This is a genomic window from Desulfospira joergensenii DSM 10085, assembly GCF_000420085.1.
GTDB classification, from domain to species: domain Bacteria; phylum Desulfobacterota; class Desulfobacteria; order Desulfobacterales; family Desulfobacteraceae; genus Desulfospira; species Desulfospira joergensenii.
The window spans coordinates 2,163,344-2,182,526 of the sequence record NZ_ATUG01000002.1; the positions used below are offsets into that span (position 1 = coordinate 2,163,344).

General features: G+C 52.3%; 18 protein-coding genes. 11 read left to right on the forward strand and 7 right to left on the reverse strand.

Annotated elements, in window-relative coordinates:
• The first annotated feature begins 5 nt into the window (after positions 1-5).
• The 7 genes from F608_RS0122885 to F608_RS0122920 all read left to right on the forward strand — a co-directional run bounded on the left by F608_RS0122885 (position 6) and on the right by F608_RS0122920 (position 8,215).
• Complete coding sequence (locus F608_RS0122885) at positions 6-674, forward strand: methylenetetrahydrofolate reductase C-terminal domain-containing protein (protein ID WP_027363034.1); 669 nt, start codon at positions 6-8, stop codon at positions 672-674.
• The gene (locus tag F608_RS0122890; RefSeq protein ID WP_027363035.1) at positions 671-1,603 is read left to right on the forward strand and encodes a methylenetetrahydrofolate reductase; all 933 of its coding nucleotides are present in this window, start codon (positions 671-673) and stop codon (positions 1,601-1,603) included. The genes F608_RS0122885 and F608_RS0122890 overlap by 4 nt, the downstream gene beginning before the upstream one ends.
• A 207-nt stretch (positions 1,604-1,810) precedes the next feature.
• The gene (locus F608_RS0122895) at positions 1,811-2,122 is read left to right on the forward strand and encodes a YebG family protein (protein ID WP_027363036.1); all 312 of its coding nucleotides are present in this window, start codon (positions 1,811-1,813) and stop codon (positions 2,120-2,122) included.
• Between the two features lie 325 nt (positions 2,123-2,447).
• A complete protein-coding gene (locus F608_RS0122900) occupies positions 2,448-2,651 on the forward strand; it encodes a PEP-CTERM sorting domain-containing protein (protein ID WP_022668051.1) in 204 nt (67 codons plus the stop codon).
• A 160-nt stretch (positions 2,652-2,811) separates the two neighbouring features.
• Entirely contained in the window at positions 2,812-4,110 is a 1,299-nt protein-coding gene (locus F608_RS0122910; protein WP_022668053.1) for an efflux RND transporter periplasmic adaptor subunit, read from the forward strand.
• Entirely contained in the window at positions 4,107-7,361 is a 3,255-nt protein-coding gene (locus F608_RS33070; RefSeq protein ID WP_022668054.1) for an efflux RND transporter permease subunit, read from the forward strand. The genes F608_RS0122910 and F608_RS33070 overlap by 4 nt, the downstream gene beginning before the upstream one ends.
• Positions 7,358-8,215, forward strand: a complete 858-nt coding sequence (locus tag F608_RS0122920; protein WP_033398559.1) for an SAM-dependent methyltransferase — start codon at positions 7,358-7,360, stop codon at positions 8,213-8,215. Before F608_RS33070 ends, F608_RS0122920 begins: the two co-directional genes overlap by 4 nt.
• Positions 8,216-8,222: 7 nt before the next feature.
• On the opposite strand, the gene F608_RS0122925 is transcribed toward F608_RS0122920, so the two are convergent.
• The 6 genes from F608_RS0122925 to F608_RS0122940 all read right to left on the reverse strand — a co-directional run bounded on the left by F608_RS0122925 (position 8,223) and on the right by F608_RS0122940 (position 11,204).
• Positions 8,223-8,951 carry a histidine kinase dimerization/phospho-acceptor domain-containing protein gene (locus tag F608_RS0122925; protein WP_027363039.1) on the reverse strand — a complete coding sequence of 243 codons (729 nt, stop codon included), beginning with the start codon at positions 8,949-8,951 and terminating at the stop codon, positions 8,223-8,225.
• A gap of 143 nt (positions 8,952-9,094) precedes the next feature.
• Positions 9,095-9,643, reverse strand: a complete 549-nt coding sequence (locus tag F608_RS33075) for a permease (RefSeq protein WP_051148620.1) — start codon at positions 9,641-9,643, stop codon at positions 9,095-9,097.
• Between the two features lie 75 nt (positions 9,644-9,718).
• Positions 9,719-9,988 (reverse strand): hypothetical protein, encoded by a 270-nt coding sequence (locus F608_RS35270; RefSeq protein WP_084681228.1) that lies wholly within the window; start codon positions 9,986-9,988, stop codon positions 9,719-9,721.
• Positions 9,989-10,000: 12 nt separating this feature from the next.
• Positions 10,001-10,198: a hypothetical protein gene (locus tag F608_RS35275; protein WP_051148622.1), complete on the reverse strand. Its 198-nt coding sequence runs from the start codon at positions 10,196-10,198 to the stop codon at positions 10,001-10,003.
• Positions 10,199-10,282: 84 nt separating this feature from the next.
• A complete protein-coding gene (locus F608_RS0122935; RefSeq protein ID WP_022668056.1) occupies positions 10,283-10,627 on the reverse strand; it encodes an ArsR/SmtB family transcription factor in 345 nt (114 codons plus the stop codon).
• A gap of 190 nt (positions 10,628-10,817) precedes the next feature.
• Positions 10,818-11,204: a metal-dependent transcriptional regulator gene (locus tag F608_RS0122940; protein WP_022668057.1), complete on the reverse strand. Its 387-nt coding sequence runs from the start codon at positions 11,202-11,204 to the stop codon at positions 10,818-10,820.
• A gap of 201 nt (positions 11,205-11,405) precedes the next feature.
• Here F608_RS0122940 and F608_RS0122945 point away from each other — a divergent pair, with 201 nt between their 5' ends.
• The 3 genes from F608_RS0122945 (at position 11,406) to lon (ending at position 16,638) form a co-directional block, all read left to right on the forward strand.
• A complete protein-coding gene (locus F608_RS0122945) occupies positions 11,406-11,639 on the forward strand; it encodes a FeoA family protein (RefSeq protein ID WP_022668058.1) in 234 nt (77 codons plus the stop codon).
• Between the two features lies 1 nt (position 11,640).
• Complete coding sequence (gene feoB, locus F608_RS0122950) at positions 11,641-13,863, forward strand: ferrous iron transport protein B (protein WP_022668059.1); 2,223 nt, start codon at positions 11,641-11,643, stop codon at positions 13,861-13,863.
• A gap of 378 nt (positions 13,864-14,241) precedes the next feature.
• Positions 14,242-16,638, forward strand: a complete 2,397-nt coding sequence (gene lon, locus F608_RS0122960) for an endopeptidase La (RefSeq protein WP_022668061.1) — start codon at positions 14,242-14,244, stop codon at positions 16,636-16,638.
• 81 nt (positions 16,639-16,719) lie between these two features.
• Here the strand turns inward: lon and F608_RS0122965 are convergent, their stop codons facing one another.
• Entirely contained in the window at positions 16,720-17,694 is a 975-nt protein-coding gene (locus F608_RS0122965; RefSeq protein WP_022668062.1) for an adenosine kinase, read from the reverse strand.
• Between the two features lie 214 nt (positions 17,695-17,908).
• Between F608_RS0122965 and metK the strand changes: the two genes are divergently transcribed.
• The gene (gene metK, locus F608_RS0122970) at positions 17,909-19,081 is read left to right on the forward strand and encodes a methionine adenosyltransferase (protein ID WP_022668063.1); all 1,173 of its coding nucleotides are present in this window, start codon (positions 17,909-17,911) and stop codon (positions 19,079-19,081) included.
• The last annotated feature ends 102 nt before the right edge of the window (positions 19,082-19,183 follow it).

The following is a 19,183-nucleotide window of genomic DNA, read 5'->3' on the forward strand; positions in this document are numbered from 1 at the left end:
AGCATATGATAATAGCAGAGAAAAAACCCCTGGAAGAGATTATCGAAGAGGTCAAGGATTTCGACCGGATATTGATCCTGGGGTGCAACGAATGTGTAACCGTGTGCGAGGCCGGCGGCAAAAAAGAGGTGGAGGTTCTGGCATCGGCCCTGAGAATGTATTTCATCACCCAGGGAAAGGAAAAAGTCATTTCCGAGAGGACCCTGGAGCGCCAGTGCGACCACGAATATCTGGAGGAGATCCGCTCCAATATCGATGATTACGACGCTGTTGTCTCCCTGGCCTGCGGAGTGGGGGTCCAGTTTGCAGCGGAAAAATATCTGACCACGCCTTTGCTTCCGGGCGTCAACACGGTCTGTCTGGGGGCCAATGAAGACCGGGGACTCTGGACCGAACGGTGCCAGGCCTGCGGCTCCTGTGTTCTGGCCAGGACCGGGGGAATCTGTCCGGTCTCCCGGTGCGCCAAGCGGGTGCTCAACGGTCCCTGCGGCGGGTCCACCAACGGCAAGTGCGAGCTGGGGCCGGACACGGACTGTGCCTGGCAGCTCATCATTGACCGGCTCAAGGCCCTGGGCAAAATGGATGACTACGAGAAAGTCGCCCCCATCAAGGACTGGTCCACAGACCGGGCCGGCGGCCCCAGAACCGTAACAAGGGAGGATGTGAAGATATGAGCGAGCTGATGACACAAAGCAGACTGGAAAAGATATTAAAGGCCGGCCACCTGGGCGTCACCTCCGAGTGCGGACCGCCCAGGGGAAGTGACGCGGAAGAGGTAAAGGAAAAAGGCCGGCTCATCAAGGATTATGTGGATGCCATCAATGTCACGGACAACCAGACCGCCATGACCCGGATGTCCTCTCTGGCCGCCTGTATCCACCTCAAGCTCATGGGCATTGAGCCGGTTCTGCAGATGGTGACCCGGGATAGAAACCGGGTGGCCCTCCAGAGCGATATCCTGGGCGCCGCCTCCTTTGACATCCCAAATATGCTCTGTCTTTCCGGGGACCACCAGAGCTTCGGGGACTGCGCCCAGGGCCAGAACGTCCATGATCTCGATTCCATGCAGCTGCTCCAGACCGTCCGCCACATGAGGGACCAGGGCAAGTTTTTGGGCGGAGACGACATCAAGCGTCCGCCCAAAATATTCGTGGGCGCCGCAGCCAACCCCTTTGCCGATCCCTTTGAGATAAGGGTGCCGAGGCTTGCCAAAAAGATTGCCTGCGGTGCCGAGTTCATCCAGACCCAGTGCATCTACAACATCGACAAGTTCAAAGAGTGGATCAAAAGGGCAAGGGATAGGGGCCTTACCCAAAAGGTCTTTATCATGGCCGGCATGACCCCCATGAAATCCGTGGGTATGGCCAAGTACATGGCCAAAAAAGTGCCGGGCATGGACGTGCCCGAGGAGATCATAAAGCGCCTTGCCGGGGTGGAAAAAGGCAAACAGGCCCAGGAAGGCATTGATATCTGTGTGGAGCATATCCAGGAACTCAAGGAGGTGGACGGGGTTGCAGGATTCCACATCATGGCCATTGAGTGGGAGGAAAAAGTTCCCGAGATCGTGGAAAGAAGCGGCCTGTTTCCCAGGCCTGAAGTGTAAGACTCCCACGAAAATCAGTCTTGCCGGTAAACAATAAATCCAAAGGATAGGCTTTAGGGCCCGGGAAAGGAAAGTTCTTTACCCGGGCCCTGTTTTATAATATGAGTATGGATTGATGAGTTTTGAGGATTAAGGCTTTCTCTCCTTGTCCGGGTCCGGGCAAGGAAAAAACAAGTGTTGATTCAGAAAGGATTTAAGGGAGATAAAATGGCTGTCATTGTAAAGTATATAGTGGTCAGGAATGGAGAGGAAAAAATGACATTTGCGACAAAAAAAGAAGCAGACGCCTATGATAAAATGCTTGATATTGCCGACAATTTGTTTGAATTCCTGGAAACCTCAAAGATCAAACTGAATGAAACCCAGATGGAAGCCGTGTCCCTTCTTTTTGCCCAGAACCGGGATGACCTGATTCCCATCCTCAGGGGAACCAAGCCCAAAAAAGCTCCGGCAACCCCTAAAACCGCTGCGGCCGGCAAAGAAAATCCCAAACCCAAAGGAACAAAATCCAAAAAATAATCTTTCCTTTCCCATTCGCAGTCCCATTTTACTCCTTATTGTGAAAAAAATTCGCAATTATGTGTTTAAAAGTACACAAAAAATATTACATTTTTTTCACAACTTTAGAATTTATTCTTTTATCCCATCCGGGATGAAAACCGCCTCATATAAAAATAATTTCCAAAATTTCAAGCGGTTGTATTGTTTTTCCTTTCGAGGATGAGGCTTTGGTACGCATGATGCAGTCGTACAAAGGCAACGTGGATGAATGAATCCGTAGATGTTCCAAAGCTGATGAAAGCGGAAACTGATTTGAACTAAAAATCCAACGGAAAAGAAAACCATGAAAACCTTGATGAATATATTGATATGCATGCTGATCCTGACCTGTTTTGCGGCAACAACCTGGGCTTTCTCCATCACCATGGGAAATGACATCCTCATGGGCAAGGAAACACTCAATCCCGAGCCCGCAACCATGATTCTCCTGGGATTCAGCCTCATCGGTCTGGCCGGTCTGGGCAGAAAGACCCTGAACAAAAAATAAAATCCTTTGGGCAGTGCCTGTCCGGGCACTGCCTTTTTTTTCCTTCCAAAGTATTCTCCGGTTCTTCCCGGTTTCCATTTTAAAAACCCCCTTTTAAAAAAGAATTTCATGGTATATAGAGATAACTTATTCTCCATTGACTTCATCCAGAGGAATTAAAATGGAAAATCAATTTCGATCCGGAAAAATTTTATCTTTTTTATTCAGACTCTTGCGGGTAATCCTGATTTTCGGTATTGCCGGCGCCATTGCCTTTGGGCTGGTTAAGGGCAGAAAGAAAACCCAAAAAAAAGAATGGGTCCAGACCCCGCCTTCCGTCCGTGTGGTAAAGGCGTCCCCTGAATCCCAGGCAATGGTGGTGGAGGCTTTTGGAACCGTAAAACCGAGAAAACTGGTCCGGGTTTCCGTGGAAGTTCCCGGTCGGATCGAGGTTATTCATCCCGCTTTTGTAGAGGGGGGATTCATCCCCAAAGGGGATCTGCTGGTTGGGATTGACCGGCGTGTCTACGACCTGGACCGGCAGGCCGCCGCCGTCAGGGTCCGGCAGACCCGGGCGGAAATCAGGAGTCTGAACCAGGATATTGAAAATCTTAAAAAAGATGTTGAGCTGTCAAAAACCAACGTGGAACTGGCCCTCAAGGAAATGAAACGGATACGGGCGCTGAGTATGAATGATTTTGCCTCAAAGAACAGCCTGGACAAGGCAGAGCAGGCCCATCTGGGGGCCCGGATCCAACTCCAGGGGATTGAAAACCGTCTCACCCTTACCGGTCCTCTGATGGAACAGAAAAAGGCTGCCCTGGCCATGGCAGAGGTGGACTTTCAAAGGGCCGACCTGGCCTTTCAAAAGGCAAGGATAAAGTCCGAGTTCAACGGCTGGGTCCTGGAAAAGCATGCAGAACTGGGAGAAGTGGTGAGTGCAGGACAGTTTCTGGGATCCTTTTATGAGCAGGGAGCCCTGGATGTGGATGTGAGGATTCCCCTGGAGGAGATGAAATGGATTGAAAGTTTTTTCAAGAACGGGAAAACCCCAAGGGCCAGGGTCATGGCATCCAATGGGGAGACCCTGGCCTGGGAAGCCCGGGTGGCCAGAATCAAGGCAAAGATCGATGAAAAGACCCGGACCCTGCCCATGACCCTTGAGATCCTCAACAAGGAGAACCCTTCTCCTGGAATCTTTGATCTAAAGCCGGGCAGTTTTGTCAAATGCAGGATCATGGGGGATGTCCATGAAAATATATTTGTACTGGACCGGGATCTTTTAAAATCCGGGGACCGGCTCTTCCTGGCCACGGGAAGTGTTCTTGAGATCCGCAAGGTCAGGGTGCTGCGAAAATTTGAGGACAAGGTTTATGTCAGCCAGGGGATCGGCCGGGAGGATCTGATCATATCTTCTCCCCTTCCCGGTGCCGTGGAGGGGATGGCCTTGAACATCAAGCCGGTAGAGGATGCACAATGAAAGCCCTGGGCAGATGGTCGGTGGAGCACAGGGTCTCCGTGAATCTGATCATGGTTTTCCTTATCGTGGCCGGACTCTATACGGCCATGAACATGAGGCGGGAGATGTTTCCCCAGTTCCAACTGGACATGATCAGCATCAGTGTATCCTATCCCGGGGCCACCCCGGAAGAGGTGGAAGAGGGGATCTGCATTAAGATCGAGGAGCAGTTAAAAAGCCTTGAAGACATCAAGAGCATGCATTCCACAGCCATTGAAGGAAACGGGTCCGTCACCCTGGAATTGGCTGGCGGGACCGATATCAATGAAAAACTGGATGAGGTAAAAACCGAGATTGACCTTATCGACTCCTTTCCCGAGGAGGCGGAAGATCCGGTTACCGTTGAAATCAAGAACAATGATCCGGCCATTTATGTGGCGGTTTACGGGGATGTGGAAGAACGTCTGCTCAGGGATACGGCGGAAAGAATCCGGGACGATCTGGTGGATACTCCTGAGATCTCCCTGGCGTCCCTTTCCGGTGTCCGGGAGTTTGAGATTTCCGTTGAGATCTCAGAACAGAGCCTGAGGCGGTTTAATCTCTCCTTTGACGATGTGGCCGAAGTCGTTAAAACCGGTAGCCTGGAACTTCCAGGCGGAAAGATCAAGACCAGGGGAGGGGAGTTTCTGGTCCGGGCCAAGGGGAAGTTGTACACGGGTGAGGAATTTGAAAGGATCCCCCTGGTGACCCGGGAAGACGGGACCCTGATCCGGCTCGGGGATGTGGCAAAGGTCAGGGACGGATTTGAGGAGAGCGACATCGAGGCCAGATTCAACGGGAAGCCCGCTGCCATGGTGGTGATCAGAAGGACGGATTCCCAGGATACCATCGCCATTTCCGACCGGGCCATCCAGTATATTGAAGAACACCGGGAATCCATGCCCAAGGGTATCAGCCTGGGGTATTGGTTTAACATGGCCGACCTGGTCCAGGACCGGATTGATCTTCTTCTTAAAAACGGGATACAGGGAATTTTACTGGTCTTTATCGTCCTGGCCCTGTTTCTCAATCTGGGGCTTTCCTTCTGGGTGGCCGTGGGGATTCCCGTATCTTTCATGGGGGCCTTTCTGGTTTTCGAATTTTTCGGGGCATCCATCAATATGCTCTCCTTATTCGGATTTATAATGACCCTGGGGATCCTGGTGGACGATGCCATTATCCTGGGGGAAAATGTCTATACCCATTTTTCCATGGGCAAGTCTCCCAGACAGGCTGTGATCGACTCCATGGATCAGATCGGAGCCCCGGTGGTTATGGCTGTGACCACAACCATTGTGGCCTTTGTCCCCCTCATGCACATCACCGGCATCATGGGGAAATTCCTGCGCATCATGCCCCAGGCCGTTGTCATTATCCTGGCCGTATCTCTGCTGGAAGCGTTCTTCATTCTGCCGGCCCACCTGGAGCATGCCCTGACGCCCCCCAATCCCAGGAAATCCCGATTCCAGAAGATATTTTTTTTCTGGCTGGAATGGCTGAAAACAGATATCCTGGCCGCCCACACATGGATCAGGGAAAGGGTGGAGCGCGTGCTCAACAGAACCATTGACTCGGTCTACATTCCGGTCCTAAAGTACAGTGTGAGGAACCGATATCTGACCCTGGCCCTGGGGGCGGCCTGCCTCATTGTATCCATGGGGCTTATGGCCGGGGGGCATGTGCCTTTTGTCTTTTTCCCCAAGACAGACTCCAACTGGATTATTTCAGAGGTGATCTACCCCCTGGGCACCCCCTTTGAAACAACGGAGAAAACCATAAAGCAGATTGAAGCGGGCGCCGTTGAAATCAACGGGTTTTTCAGGGACCGGGTCAGGGACGGACAGGACCTGGTCCTGAACACCTATTCCCAGGTGGGCGTGATTCCGAGAAGAGACTGGAAGCCCCCGGTATATGGAGGACACTGCGCAGAGGCCTGGGTCGAGATCCAGCCGGCTTCCCTGCGGCCGGGAATATCCGCCTCGGAAGTGGTGGCCAAATGGAGGGAGTTGACCGGAGATGTCCTGGGAACCGAGCAGCTGACCTTTACCACCATCGGCGGCGGCCCAGGCGGAAACCCCATAGAGATCCGCCTGGTGGGAGCCGATTTCGATCAGCTTGAGAAAGCGGCCCAGGCCCTTAAAGACGAGATCGCCACATTTCCGGGTACCTTTGATATTACAGACGATTTCAGGCCCGGAAAAATGGAAAAACAGGTTCATATCCGGGAAGGGGCAAAGTCCCTGGGGGTCACCATGGCCGATATTGCCACCCAGATCCGGCAGGCCTATTACGGGGACGAGGCCCTTAAGGTGCAGCGGGGCAAAAACGAGGTAAAGGTCATGGTCCGGTATTCCAAGGAAGAAAGAGAGTCTGAAGCCAGCCTAAGCGAACTCCGGATCCGGACCCGGGACGGAAGGGAGATTCCCTTGAACCAAGTGGCCCGGATAGAGGAAAAACAGGGATACTCCGCTATCCAGCGGGTGGACCGGAACCGTGTTATTACCGTGATTTCCGATATAGACGAGAATAGGGCCAATGCCAGGAATATCGTTGAGTCCCTGAAAGCGGAGTTTCTCCCCCGGCTTCAGACCCGGTTCCCCGGTGTTACCTACGACCTGGAGGGCCAGGCCAAGCGGACCCAGGAATCCCTTGACAGCCTTGCCAAAGGATTTTCCATTGCCGCCATGGTCATGTTTCTTCTCCTGGCCAGCCAGTTCCGGTCCTATGTCCAGCCCGTGATCATCATGACGGCCATTCCCTTTGGTCTGGTCGGCGCCGTTGCCGGACACCTGGTCATGGGTCTGGATATCACCATGTTCTCCATCTTCGGTATCGTGGCCCTGTCCGGCATCGTGGTTAACGATTCCCTGATCCTCATCGATTCTGTCAACACCCGGGTCAGGGAGGGGGCCGAACTGTTCCGGGCCGTGATAGACACGGGCAAAAGCCGGTTCCGGCCCGTGCTCCTCACCTCGGTAACCACGGTGGCAGGACTCTTTCCTCTGCTCCTGGAAACCAGCTTCCAGGCCCAGTTCCTGATTCCCATGGCCGTTTCCATCAGCTTCGGTCTCATCGCAGCCACCGGGCTGACCCTGGTCTTTGTTCCGGCACTTTACGTGGTAATTCAGGACATTGTGGAGCTCTTCATCCCGGGGGACAGAGATCCGGGGGGAGAGGGGAAGACCCATTCTCCGGCTGTTGAGAACCAGACATCAAGAATGATTGGATCATGACCCCTAAAGACCGGGAATTCTGGATAAAAGAGTGGGAGCGGGAAAAACCCGGGGACACCCATGCGGTTCACAAGGGGTTTGCCTCTCCGGAATACTGGGACAGAGCAGCCGCAAGCTATAATAAAAATCCCGACGAGGTCCGGGAAAGGCGGATGGACAAAACCCTGGAAATGCTCAGCCAAAAAGGGCTTCTCCATGAAGGGATACGGATTCTTGACATCGGCTGCGGCACCGGGCTGCATGCCATGACCTTTGCCCGCCAGGGCGCAAGGGTCACGGCCCTGGATTTTTCAAGGGGAATGCTGGACCGGTGCCGTCTGGATCTGGAAAAAGAACCCGGCCTGAAAGGAAAAATTCTTCTGCTCTGTGAAGACTGGCACGGGATCGACACCCGGAAAAGAGGCTGGGAGGGTCACTTCGACCTGGTCGTGGCCTTCATGTCTCCCGGGATCGCCACGCCGGATACTTTTCTCAAGATGATGGCCTGCGCCAAAAAGGGCTGCGCCATCCGGAGCTGGGCAGCCAAAAGAGAGAATCCGATTATGGAGGCCCTCTGGAAGAAGATCATGGACAGACCCCTGGAGGACAAGCCCCAGACGATCTTTTATAAGATCAATCTGCTTTTCTCCATGGGATTCTTTCCGGATGTGTTTTTTGATCCCGTGGCCTGGGATCAGAAGATCCCCTTGGAGGACGAATTCCGGAACCAGCTGGCTTTTTTTAAAAATGTCAGCCGGCGGCCCGGAAAAGAGCTTGCCGGTCTGATCCGGGCGTATCTGGAGGAGATTTCCGTTGACGGACATGTGATTAAACAGCTGGAAAGTGTGACTGCGACAGTGATCTGGACCGTATAGGAATGGATCAGGGACGGCTTGAGGAAGAGTCTATGTCAATGATTTCACCCTTGAGATAGGGCTTGGTTCGGTATTTGGTAATGGTCATCAGTTTTTTGGTGATGCTTCCCATGCGCTCTACCTGTTCTTTGATCTTCATCAGATTTTCAGTCTGGCCATGGCCCTCAGGCAGATCTTGCATCATGATTTCCGTAAGACCCTGGACGATCATCAATGGCTGGTTGATTTCATGGCATACGGCTCCCAGGGTCTTCATGACGGCGGACAGTTTTTCTTTTTCAACCAGGGTGCGTTCATGTTCTTTGGCTTCGGTCATATCTTCCAGGGACAGAAGGACTACCCGTTCCTTATCCAGGAGAATGGGAAGGGTGAATATCTTCAGATGTCTTTCCCCAAACTCTTTGAAAATCATGCTGGTTTCCACCATGTGATGGGGCTTTTGCAGGATTTCCGTGTCCAGGACGGTCTGCCTGAGGATACACTTTGAACAATCCGAACCGAATCCGCAGCCTTCCGGGGCGTCGTCGTGATGGATGCAGCCGAATGCCTTTCCGCTGACCTGACCCAGGATATGGGATTTGTCCTTCCCCAGGAACGTGGACGTGGCCTCATTGGCCAGAAGGATGGTTCTGTTTTTATTGATAACGGCAATGGAAATGGGCAGGGCGTCAATGACCTTTAAAAGGCTTTCACTGGTGTGGATTCCGGAGTCTGTTACCTGGAAAGTTTTCGGCAAAGCAAGGCCCTCCCTGTTTGAGGTTTCCAAGATATGAGTGAGCCGAACAGGGCAAGAATATCTGAAAATCAAGAATTCTTCAAATGATTTATCTGCGATTGTCGGTCCGGCGCACAATGAATTTGGATCCAACCCCCTTCCTTTTAATGTGAGGGCGCATGGCTCCTGTTCCACCAGCCTGAACTCTTCATCCATTGGAATCCCAGCAGGGCCAGGAGAATGACGGCCGATCCCCATTGAATAAAACGGGGAATGATATGGGGTGCCGTTCCTATCATGGCCTTGGCTTCCATGCCCGTGAACCCGTAGATCCAGTCCAGGAGAAATCCCATGCCCAGGGAACAGAGGGCCACCATGGACAAATAGATGACCAGGGTGCGGGTACTGAAAAGATCTTTCACCACATAGATGGCAGCTGCATTGGTGGCCGGCCCGGCCAGAAGAAAGACCAGTGCCGCTCCCGGGTTCAGTCCCTTGAGGATCAAGGCTGCTGCAATCGGGGTTGAGGAGGTGGCACAGACGTACATGGGGATGCCCGCACCGAGCATGACCAGCATGGATAAGAGCCTGTGGTCATTGGCCCACAGGGTGATATCCTCGGGGAAGAAAAAAGTGATGGCCCCGGCAATCAGGATGCCCAGGGTAAAGGGCAGGGCAATATCGGCCACCAGCTCTCCAAAGGCGTATTTCATTCCGTCCCCAAGCCTGGGAATCAGTCTGCGGGGTTTGGGCCGGTTTCCGGACGCACCTGCATCCGAGGAGCAGCCTCATGTGCTGCCGGAACAGGCCGGTTTGACCATTTTGACAGGCTCGAATCCGGGTTTGGGATTTGGGAGAGGATTGAAAAAATTTTCAGCCAATCCCGTTGATATGGCCGTAACAAAGGCGGCAACGGGACGGATCAGGGTCATGAGAGGATCAAGTATGGCCCAGGATATGGCAATGGAATCCACCCCTGACTCGGGTGTGGCAATCATGAAGGAGAGGGCGGCACCGTTGTTGGCACCCTGTTTTTTTAACCCTGTGACCACAGGGATGACCCCGCAGGATCACAGGGGGATGGGGATGCCGAAAAGGGCCGAAAGAAATACCGGCTTGATTTTTCCCCGGCCCAGGTATTTTTTAATCTGGTCGGCCTTGAAAAAAGCATGGAGCAGGCCGGCGATAAAAAAACCGAAAAGCATGAACACGGACACGTCCATGAAAATATCCCATGCTTCAATAAATATATTATAAATACTATCCAAAAGAGTTCTTCCTTATCATGGGTTTTCGTTCAAATTGGTTCACCAAAATCATCCCAGGCGGACATGGGTTAATGCCCGGGTTTCCTAGTGGTTAATATGGTCAAGGCTCATTTTGATCAAGGTTCTTACATGGTCATCGCTCAGGGAGTAGTAGATAATTTTGCCCTCTCTTCTGTTCTTGACAATTTTCAGGGTCCTTAGAATCCTGAGCTGGTGGGAAACGGCAGAGTCGGTCTGTCCGCAGATAACGGCAATATCACAGACACAATGCTCCCGGCAGGCAAGGGCAAGGACAATTTTCAGCCTTGAAGGATCGCTCAGGGCCTTAAAAATATCGGCCATCAGGCCCACTTTTTCCGTTTCCGGAAGGGAAAGAAGGGTTTTTTCCACCTTTTCTCTGTTAATGCATTTTCCCGAACAGATATCCATGCAACACCTCATCATATGAACAATTATTCATATGATAAATCGATTAAAGAGAGATGTCAATTCAAAAGTTTTAGATGGGATACTATTGAAATGCACACTTTGATCCGGGCTCCGATGGAGGGCCTTCGGACGGGCGGCAGCGAGCTAACCGGGGGCTGCCTGGGGAAAAGCAGCCTGACTGGATGATGGATCAGCAGTCGTTCTTCTTTATGAAGTCCGTGAACTTTTTATAGGTTTTTGAATCCATGATATGCTCCATCTGGCAGGCAGTGGCATCGGCGGTTTCTTCATCCACCTCCAGGATTCTGAAAAAGAAGTCCTTCAGAAATACGTGGCGTTTTTCAATGGCCTTGGCGATTTTTTGGCCCTTGGGGGTCAGGGTGACAAAGCCATAGGGTTCATAGTTGATGAACTCCTGGGCGGCCAGTTTTTTCAGCATGCCGGTAACAGAACCTCTTTTAATGTCCAGCTTCTCGGCAATGTCCTTTGAGCGGGCCACGGTGTTTTTTTCCTGGAGTTCAAGAATGGTCTCCAGGTAATCTTCAAGGCTCTCTGACAGGTCTGTTTTGTAGGTCATGATCATTCTCCTTAATCAATTACTGCTATTCTTATACCGAAAAAAACCGGAAGTCAACTTTTTACCAGGTTCTGTCCTTTTTTTGCTCTGCAGAAAAAACACTTGACACGAAAAAAAGTTAGCTATATAAAACAATCCACCGTATGGATTATTTTATATTTCACACTATACTTTTAAAGCATAGCCAGTAAGGAGATTGATTTGACTAAGATAAATTTGCGTGAGATGAAGGTCAACCAGGCCGGAAGGATATCGTCGGTAAAGGCCGCTGGAGAGCTTGGCAGAAGGATCAGGGACATGGGACTCATCCCGGGCAAGGAGATCAGAATCCAGGGCAGGGCGCCATTGTACGATCCGGTCTCCCTGAGGGTAATGGGATTTACATTGTCCCTGAGAAACAATGAGGCAGATCATATTCAAGTGGAGGTAGAATAATATGAGTACGGCGATTGCACTGGCCGGCAACCCCAATTCCGGCAAAACAACCCTTTTCAACGCACTTACCGGTGCCAGGCAGCACGTGGGCAACTACCCCGGGGTAACCGTGGAGAAAAAACAGGGGACCTGTTCCACAGAATCGGGACAATCCCTCCATCTGGTGGATCTTCCCGGAACCTATTCTCTGACGGCCTATTCCCTTGAAGAAGTTGTGGCCCGGGATTTTCTGGTCAATGAAAAACCGGCCATGATCATCAATATCGTCGATGCCTCCAACCTGGAAAGAAATCTCTATTTATCCCTCCAGTTCATGGAAATGGGCCTGCCGGTCTGCATTGCCCTGAATATGATGGATGTGGCCCAAAAAAGGGGGGTTCAAATCAATGTTGAGGCTTTGTCCGGTCTTTTAAACGTCCCGGTGGTGCCTACGGTGGCCCGGAGCGGTGAAGGAAAAAAGGACCTGTTGAAAACCATTGCCCAAAGCCTGGATAAAAGCTCGACCCGGCCATCCCAGCCCTTGAAAATATCCTATGGACTGGATATTGATGCGGCCCTGGATGAGATGGAATCCATCATTGCATCGGAAAATTTTCTTACCCAGACCTATGGGGCCCGGTGGATCGGTCTGAAGTACCTTGAAAATGATCATCAGATTATGGATATGGGCGATTCGGCCTCACCTGAAATCTCTGCCCGTCTCAAGGATATTACCAAAAAACTGACCCGTCACCTGGATGCCACCTTGAACGTCCATCCCGAGGGACTGATTGCCGATCAGCGGTACGGCTACATCCACTCCCTTCTCAAACAGAATGTCATCAACTATGTCCAGGACAGGAACCGGCTGCAGATCACCGATAGAATCGACCAGGTGCTGACCCACCGGCTGCTGGGGCCCGTGATCATGATTGCCATTCTCATGGGACTCTACCAGTTTACATTTGCCTATAGCGAGGCCCCTGTAGGATGGCTGGAAAACTTTTTCGGATGGCTTTCCGGTATGGCGGATTCCCTTCTTCCCGACGGCCTTTTAAAGTCCCTGGTGATATCGGGCATTATCGACGGCGTGGGAGGGGTGCTGGGGTTTGCCCCCCTGATCATGTTCATGTTTCTGGGGATCTCTTTTCTGGAAGACTCGGGCTATCTGGCCAGGATGGCCTTTATGCTGGATCGGGTTTTCCGGATATTCGGCCTCCACGGGGCCTCGGTCATGGCCTTTATCGTGTCCGGCGGCATCGCAGGTGGGTGCGCCGTTCCCGGTGTTATGGCGGCACGGACCCTGAAATCGCCCAAGGAGCGTCTGGCCACGCTGCTCACCGTGCCGTTCATGAACTGCGGGGCCAAGCTCCCGGTCTTCGCCCTGCTGGTGGGCGCTTTTTTTGCAAAAAACCAGGCCCTGGTCATGCTGATCATCACCCTGGTCTCATGGACCGGAGCCCTTGTCGTGGCCAGGCTGCTGAGATCCACCCTGATCCGGGGAGAATCCACCCCCTTTGTCATGGAGCTTCCCCCCTATCGTCTGCCCACGGTCAAGGGCCTTCTCATCCATACCTGGGAGCGGACCTGGCAGTATGTGAAAAAGGCGGGCACCGTAATCCTGGGGATTTCCATCCTGCTCTGGGCCATGATGACCTTTCCCGGACTGGACGACGCCGGTAAGGCCGATTTCCAGGCCCGAAAAACAGCCATCACCCGGGACGTTCCTTCCCAGGTTTTACAGGATATCGAAACCCTTGAAGAGGAGAATTTGGGTGAACAGGCCCTTGCCGTAAAAAAAGCCCTGGTCCAGGTTGATTTCAGCCAGGCCCAGGCCGGATTGAAAAATTCCATTGCCGGAAAGATCGGTACCTCCCTGGAGGGAATCACCCGCCTGGCCGGGTTTGACTGGAGAACCAATATCAGTCTGGTGGGCGGGTTTGCTGCCAAGGAAGTGGTGGTCTCCACCCTGGGGACAGCCTATTCCCTGGGCGAAGTCGACCCGGAGGAAACGTCTTCCCTTTCCCAGAGACTTTCAAACATGGAAGGATGGGGCCCTTTAACGGCCCTGAGCCTGATTGTCTTTACCATTTTCTATGCTCCCTGTTTTGTGACCGTGGTCTGCATCGCCAGGGAGGCCGGATCATGGAAGTGGGGTGCGTTTTCCGTGGTGTTTAATACCGTGCTGGCCTTTGGACTTTCGGTTTTGACCTATCAGGTCGGGTCCCTGTTTGTTTCACTATAAACTTGCACCAGAGAACCAAGAGGAGGAATTTAAAGAGTGGATAGTATCGTTTTGGGAATCATATTGATATTGGCCGGAGGATTTGTTGCCCGGAATCTTATAAAAACCTTTAAAGGGGAGGGGGGGTGCTCCTGCTCCAGCGGCTGTGATTGTTCAGCCCAAGGAATCCGGGAAAAGACATGCTGCGGCCCAAACAGCAAATAGTCAGAGCGTAAATCATCAGATTCTGACTTCCCGGTAAAAAGAACCCGGTTCCATGGGAAATCTATATCCTTTCCATGGAACCGGGTTTTGGTTTTTAGGTTGTCATCTTTTAAAAACGATTTATAGTATACTAAACCGTTTTTCAAACAGAAAATTTAAATTCACAGGTGAAATATGACAGATGACAGCAGTACAATCACCCCTGAAATAGTGAACGATGACGAAGAATCTGTAAAGGAAGGTCAGCTGGTAGAGCAGAGCTTTAAACCTGAAATTTTATATCTGGTTCCCATTACGGGCCGTCCCCATCTGCCGGCCCAGGTTCAGCCCCTGGTGGTCAATAAAAAGCGGTGGGAAGAGACCCTGATGAAGGCGTCCAAGGATTCAAAAAACCTCATGGGCCTCACCTACCTGAGCAATGTAACGGGAAAATATATTTACAAGGAAGACTTCCCCGAGGTGGGATGCGTGGTCAGAATGCTCAACATGGTGGAGGTGGAGGGCAATATCCAGTTCATTGCCCAGGGCCTCGAGCGGTTCAGGATCAAGAAATTTTTATCGGACAAGCCCCCCTTTGTGGCCCAGGTGGAATACTTTGAAAAACAGGATGAGGATGCAGACAAGCTCAAAGCCTATGCCATTGCCATCATTTCGTCCATCAAGCAGCTTCTGTCCCTCAATCCCCTCTATTCCGAGGAACTTAAGCAATACCTGGGCCGTTTCAGTCCGGACCAGCCCTCCCCCCTGGCTGATTTTGCCGCCGGAATCACCACGGCCTCCGGGGATGAACTCCAGAAGATCCTGGAAACCGAGTCGGTCATCGAGAGGATGAAACAGGTGATGATGCTCCTCCAAAAGGAGATTGAGATCGCCAAGCTCCAGACCAAGATCCAGAAGGATATCAATGTCCAGGTGGATGAAAACAAACGAAAATTCTTTCTAAGGGAGCAGCTCAAGGCCATTCAGAAGGAACTCGGCATTCAAAAGGACGACAAGACCAGTGATGTGGATAAGTTTAAGGAGAAATTTGCCAAACTCGACCCCCCCGAACACGTGATCAAGCGGTTTGAAGAGGAAATTGAAAAACTCTCCGTCCTGGAAACCGGTTCTTCCGAATACGGGGTGACCCGGAATTATCTGGACTGGGTCACCTCCTTTCCCTGGGGGGTCCATTCCCGGGACAACATCGATATCGCCAGGGCGGAAACCATCCTGGAGCGGGACCATGCCGGGCTTTCCGATGTTAAGGAGAGGATCATCGAGTTCTTTGCGGCCGGTGTTTACAAGAAAGACATCTCCGGGTCCATTATCCTGTTCGTGGGTCCTCCCGGCGTGGGCAAAACCTCCATCGGCAAATCCATTGCCGAGGCCCTGGGGAGAAAATTTTACCGGTTCAGTCTGGGCGGCATGCGGGACGAGGCCGAGATCAAGGGGCATCGCCGGACCTATGTGGGCGCCCTGCCCGGGAAGATGGTCCAGGCCCTGAAGGACACCGGGGTGGCCAATCCCGTGATCATGCTGGACGAGGTGGACAAGATCGGGGCCTCCTACCAGGGAGATCCTGCATCGGCCCTGCTGGAGGTTCTGGATCCGGAACAGAATTCCGAATTCTTGGATCATTACCTGGATCTGCGCATCGACCTGTCCAAGGTATTGTTCATCTGTACGGCCAACCAGCTGGATACCATTCCAGGCCCTCTTTTGGACCGTATGGACCGGATCAACCTGTCCGGGTATATCACGTCGGAAAAGATGGAAATCGCCAGGAAGCACCTGTGGCCGAAGCTCTTGAAACGGAACAAGCTGACCTCCTCCATTATCACCATTACCGATCCCACCATCCGCCACCTCATCGAAGGGTATGCCCGGGAAGCCGGGGTCAGGAACCTGGAAAAGATGCTCAACAAGATCATCAGAAAGAGCATCGTCCGGATTTTAAAAGAGAAAAAAGAGAAGATCCGGATCAATATTCAGTCCCTGGAAAAGCTACTGGGGCCGCCCATGTTCAAAAAAGAAAAACAGATGAGAGGGGTGGGCATTGTAACGGGCCTGGCCTGGACTTCCATGGGCGGGGCCACCCTCCCCATAGAGGCCATAAAAGTCCACGATAAGACCTCCGGGATCAAGCTGACCGGAAAACTGGGTGAGATCATGCAGGAATCGGCCAACATCGCCATATCCCATGTCCGGGCAAACTCAAAGGAGTTTGGAATCAAACCCGATTATTTTGATTCTTCCTTCATCCATGTCCATGTTCCCGAGGGGGCAACCCCCAAGGACGGACCCAGCGCCGGGGTTACCCTGACCACGGCCCTTGTCTCCCTTGCCAGGGGAAAGGCCGTCAACCGGCCCCTGGCCATGACCGGGGAGATTACCCTGACCGGGGAAGTCCTCCCCGTGGGAGGGATCAAGGAAAAGATCATCGCGGCCCGCCGTATCGGGATCAGGGAAATCATCCTGCCCCAGGGCTGCATGTCTGATTTCAAGAAACTCCCCGACCATATCAAGGAGGGGATTGAGTTCCATTTTGCCAGGACCTATAAGGATGTGTACAAGGTGGTGTTCGGGTAAGAGTCAAAAGTTGAAAGTCTGAAGTCCAAAGCCGGGTAAAATTCCCGGCTTTGGACTTTCTGCTTTTGGCTTTCGCCTTTATTAAATGAGTCTCCGGATTCTCTCCCACCCCTGTTCCGGGATCTGGGCGCCCATGACCTGGCAGACCTCATAACCGCAGGCAGAGCCGAGACGGCCGCATTTTTCAATGTCAAATCCCTGGGCCAGGCCAAAGAGGAAACCGGCGGCCCACAGGTCCCCGGCCCCTGTTGTGTCCTTGGGATCCCTTCCCCGGACCGGATCGATCCGGAAGACCTGATTCCCATGGCTGACCCAGGAACCCCGCGGCCCCACCTTTAAAACGGCCCAGGTTACATTTTCAGACAAGGTCTCCAGGGCTTTTTCTTCATCCTCAACCCCGGTAAAGGCCCTGGCCTCGTCCTCATTGGCAATGAGGATGTCCACATATTCTTTGACCAGGTCGTCGAGCAGGTCTTTTGAGGCATTGACCACCTCAAAGCTGGCCAGATCCAGGGCGATCCTGGAACCGGCATCCCTGGCGGCCCGGATACAGGCTTTCATCAGTTCAGGATTGAAAAGCAGGTAGCCTTCGATCACGGCGATGTCCGTATCCTGGAAAAGTTCGGGAACCATTTTTTCCGGATCCATTTCCGTGGATGCCCCCAGGTCTGTGAACATGGAGCGCTGGGCATCCGGGGTGACCACGGAGAGCACCTTGCCCGTGGGGGAGCCGGACAGGGTGAGCCTGGGCTCCACCCCGCAGGAGCGGATCTGATTTTCAAACAGGTCTCCGTAGGTATCCATGCCCCGGGTTCCGATGAACCGGGCCTTTCCCCCCAGGTTTCCCACCCCAACGATGGTGTTGCAGGCGGCTCCGCCGGGTACGATGATCGGGACCTCCGGGCTTTTGTCCAGAATCTGCCGGATCTCCGGATCATCGTGGTAGGTCATTCCGCCTTTTTCCTTTCCCAGGTCTTTTAAAAACTGATCGCTTTCATTGATCAGTACATCCACCAGCGCAGATCCGATGCCGGTGATTCGTTTCATTTCTTTCATGGTCTTTTCTCCTTGATAAGTTGGTGCCAGATTGGAAAAAACCAAATGGGTTGTCAAGGAAATTTTTAAATTTATGCAAATATAAACATATATTGATATATTTCTTCCGCGCCATTGACAAACAAAGAATAAAGCATGATAATAGCCATTTGAATGGAATTCTATGATTCAATGTTTGATTGACATATAAAAACATAAAGCGAAGGAGTGTCAAATGCCGGAAAAAGGTTCTTCATTATTTACATCTGAATCCGTTACAGAGGGCCATCCCGATAAGGTGGCAGATGCCATTTCAGACAGTATTCTGGATGCCATCATGGCCGAAGACAAAAAATGCAGGGTAGCCTGCGAAACCCTGGTTACCACAGGCCTTGCCATGGTTGCAGGGGAAATCACCACAGATTGCTACGTGGATATCCCGGACGTGGTCCGGAACACCATCAAGGATATCGGGTATAACTCTTCCTCCATGGGATTTGACTGGCAGACCTGTTCGGTCATCACCAGCATCGACCAGCAGTCCCAGGACATTGCCCAGGGTGTAAATGAAGGAGACGGCCTGTTCAAGGAGCAGGGTGCCGGGGACCAGGGACTCATGTTCGGGTTTGCCACCAATGAAACCCCGGAACTCATGCCCATGCCCATCACCTATGCCCACCAGCTGACCAAACGGTTGAGCCAGGTGAGGAAAAACGGGGCCCTGGATTTCTTACGGCCCGACGGTAAATCCCAGGTCACCATCGAATATGTGGACGGGAAGCCCAGACGCGTGGATACGGTTGTGGTCTCCAGCCAGCATTCTCCCGACGTCTCCTATGATGATCTGAAATCTTCCATTATCAAGGAAGTCATTAAAAAGGTGATCCCGGAGGATATGATCGACGGAGATACCCGGTTTTTCATCAACCCCACAGGCCGGTTTGTTGTGGGCGGCCCCATGGGGGACTGCGGTGTCACCGGACGAAAGATCATCGTTGATACCTACGGCGGCCAGGGCAGCCACGGGGGCGGATGTTTTTCAGGCAAGGATCCCTCCAAGGTGGACAGGAGTGCCTCTTACATGGGCAGGTATGTTGCCAAAAACATCGTGGCTTCGGGCATTGCCGATAAATGCGAGGTCCAGGTGGCCTATGCCATCGGCGTGGCAGAACCGGTTTCCCTTTTGGTTGATTTTATGGGAACCGGCAGGGTTGATCAGATAAAGGCCGTTGATATCGTAAAAGAGGTGTTTGACCTGAGGCCGGCCGCCATCATCTCCACCCTTGACCTGCTGCGCCCCATTTACAGGAAGACCTCTTCCTATGGACATTTCGGCAGAAAAGATCCTGATTTCTATTGGGAAAGAACCGACAAGGCGGATCAGATAAGGGATCTTGCCGGATTATAGAGTTTGAACGAAAATTCACCCATATACGGCGATGCTTTATAAGATTTAGATCCTCACGTACTGCAGTGCAGTATGCTCCGGTTTAAACCTTTCACGCGCCTG